This is a genomic window from Rhodococcus sp. 14C212, from assembly GCF_011058195.1.
In the GTDB taxonomy this organism is placed as follows: domain Bacteria; phylum Actinomycetota; class Actinomycetes; order Mycobacteriales; family Mycobacteriaceae; genus Rhodococcus; species Rhodococcus aetherivorans.
In genome coordinates, this window is record NZ_JAALEH010000197.1 from 1 (window position 1) to 1,701 (window position 1,701).

2 protein-coding genes and 1 pseudogene are annotated in these 1,701 nt (G+C 69.6%); 2 read left to right on the top strand and 1 reads right to left on the bottom strand.

The genetic code is table 11. The features are described from left to right. Together G6038_RS30610 and G6038_RS30615 are read left to right on the top strand one after the other, a co-directional pair. A pseudogene (locus tag G6038_RS30610) lies at positions 1-313 on the top strand (hypothetical protein); the annotation flags it as partial. Further along, entirely contained in the window at positions 310-693 is a 384-nt protein-coding gene (locus G6038_RS30615; RefSeq protein WP_165042657.1) for an OB-fold domain-containing protein, read from the top strand. The pseudogene G6038_RS30610 and the gene G6038_RS30615, both read left to right, overlap by 4 nt. 591 nt (positions 694-1,284) lie before the next feature. On the opposite strand, the gene G6038_RS30620 is transcribed toward G6038_RS30615, so the two are convergent. Further along, positions 1,285-1,701 (bottom strand): C40 family peptidase (locus tag G6038_RS30620; protein ID WP_165042659.1); only part of this gene is annotated, 417 nt, incomplete at its 5' end.

A 1,701-nucleotide genomic window follows, 5' to 3' on the forward strand; every position in this document is an offset into this window, starting at 1 on the left:
CCCCACCGCCACCCTCGGCCGCGGCGTCGGTGATCCGGGAACGGAATCGCGGACCGGCCCCGGCCCCCGGGGTGGGGACCTGACCGGGGAGTTGCGCCGGCTCGCGCAACGACGTCTGCCGGTAGCGCTGGTGTGGAGCCGGGGCGACCGCCTGGTCCCGTGGGCGAGCGTCGAATCGCTCGGTGCCTGCCTGGGGGGACCGCCGGTGTTCACCGTCGCGGGCGGGCACGGGTGGCCGATCGCCGACCCGGAGTGTTTCGGGCACACGGTGCGCACCGCCTTGGACCGGCTCCCCACCGAGGTGGCGTCGTGAGCGCCGGTCTCGCCCGTCGCGGGTGCGAGACCACGCGATTCGGCCAGCTGGTCATCTGGAGGTGCCGGGGCTGTGCCGTGTTGCTGGCACCGTTGACGGTGGTGTGTTCCTCGTGCGGCGCCGGCACTCTCGAACCGATCACCTCGGCCGGGGTGGGGGTGATCGTCTCGTGCCGGGTCGTCGATCGGACCCCCGACCCGGTGTGCGGCGCGCCCTGCCCGTCGGTCATCGCCATCGTCGCACTCGACGAGGGCCCGTGGGTCTATTCGTGGATCGACGGCGACGTTCCGGTGCCTTCCGAGCGGCCGGTGCGGGTGCGGTTCCGGTCCACGCAGCCAGGCGAGCGATTCCCGGTCTTCGTACCCCGCGACTCCGAGTGACCTCCGCTCCTGTCTTAACCTGAAAAACATTGCTGAAATACAGTATTGGGAGTTGACATGAAGGGGTCGACTCCTCGCCGAAGCTTGTGTCGTTGCCGTCCCTGTTTCGTGACGTAGGGCTCGATCTGGGTCGGACAGCGCCTCGTCATCGACCGCTGGTGGGCAGCAATTTCCCTCCGGCACGACACGATGCACGCGTCCGGAAGGGGCAGCCGTCTCGGGCGTGATGCCGACGAGAGGCCGACAGCCGGGGTGGGCGTCCCGTCGGCGACGTGTTCTCGGTGACGCCGCCAGGCTCGTACCGACTGCGCCGCCGTCCCGGCATCGCCTCGATGGCATCCGCGCCGTCCGAGGCGCCGTACACCGCATTGAAGGGCGCGACGAAGAGCTCTGCACCACGTGGACGGCTGCCACCCTCGTCGAGGATGCCGGCAGGCCCCGGGCGGTGCCCGGTGGTCTCGGCCGTGACCGGACACGGTATCGGCATCGGCCGGGTTACGCGGAACCGACGATCGGGACGGAAATCGCGACCGGTGTCGAACACGTACACGCAATGACGAAGAAATTGGCGTCCAAACGGGGCAGAGAAGTCTAGTATCGGCGGGCGGCGTAGAACTGCATCGAGTCCAGTGGTGCCTGTTTCACCGGTTGTCCGGTGGTGGGGGCGTGGAGGACCGTGCCGTTCCCGGCGTAGAGCCCGACATGCTGCGCTCTGTTGAACAGGACGAGATCGCCGGGCTGCAGGTGTGCTTGGTCCACGGGCATTCCTCCGTTGAGCTGGTCGTAGGTGGTGCGCGGCACGACGACGCCGACCTGCTGGTACGCCCACTGGACCAGACCCGAGCAATCGAACGCATCCGGCCCCGCCGCACCCCAGACATACGGTGAGCCGATCTTCGACTCGGCCACGGCGAGCGCCTGCGCACCGCGGGTCGACGGCGACGGCGACGGCGACGGCGACGGCGACGGCGATGGCGGAAGTGCGGGTGCCGTGTCGGGGAGGGGCGC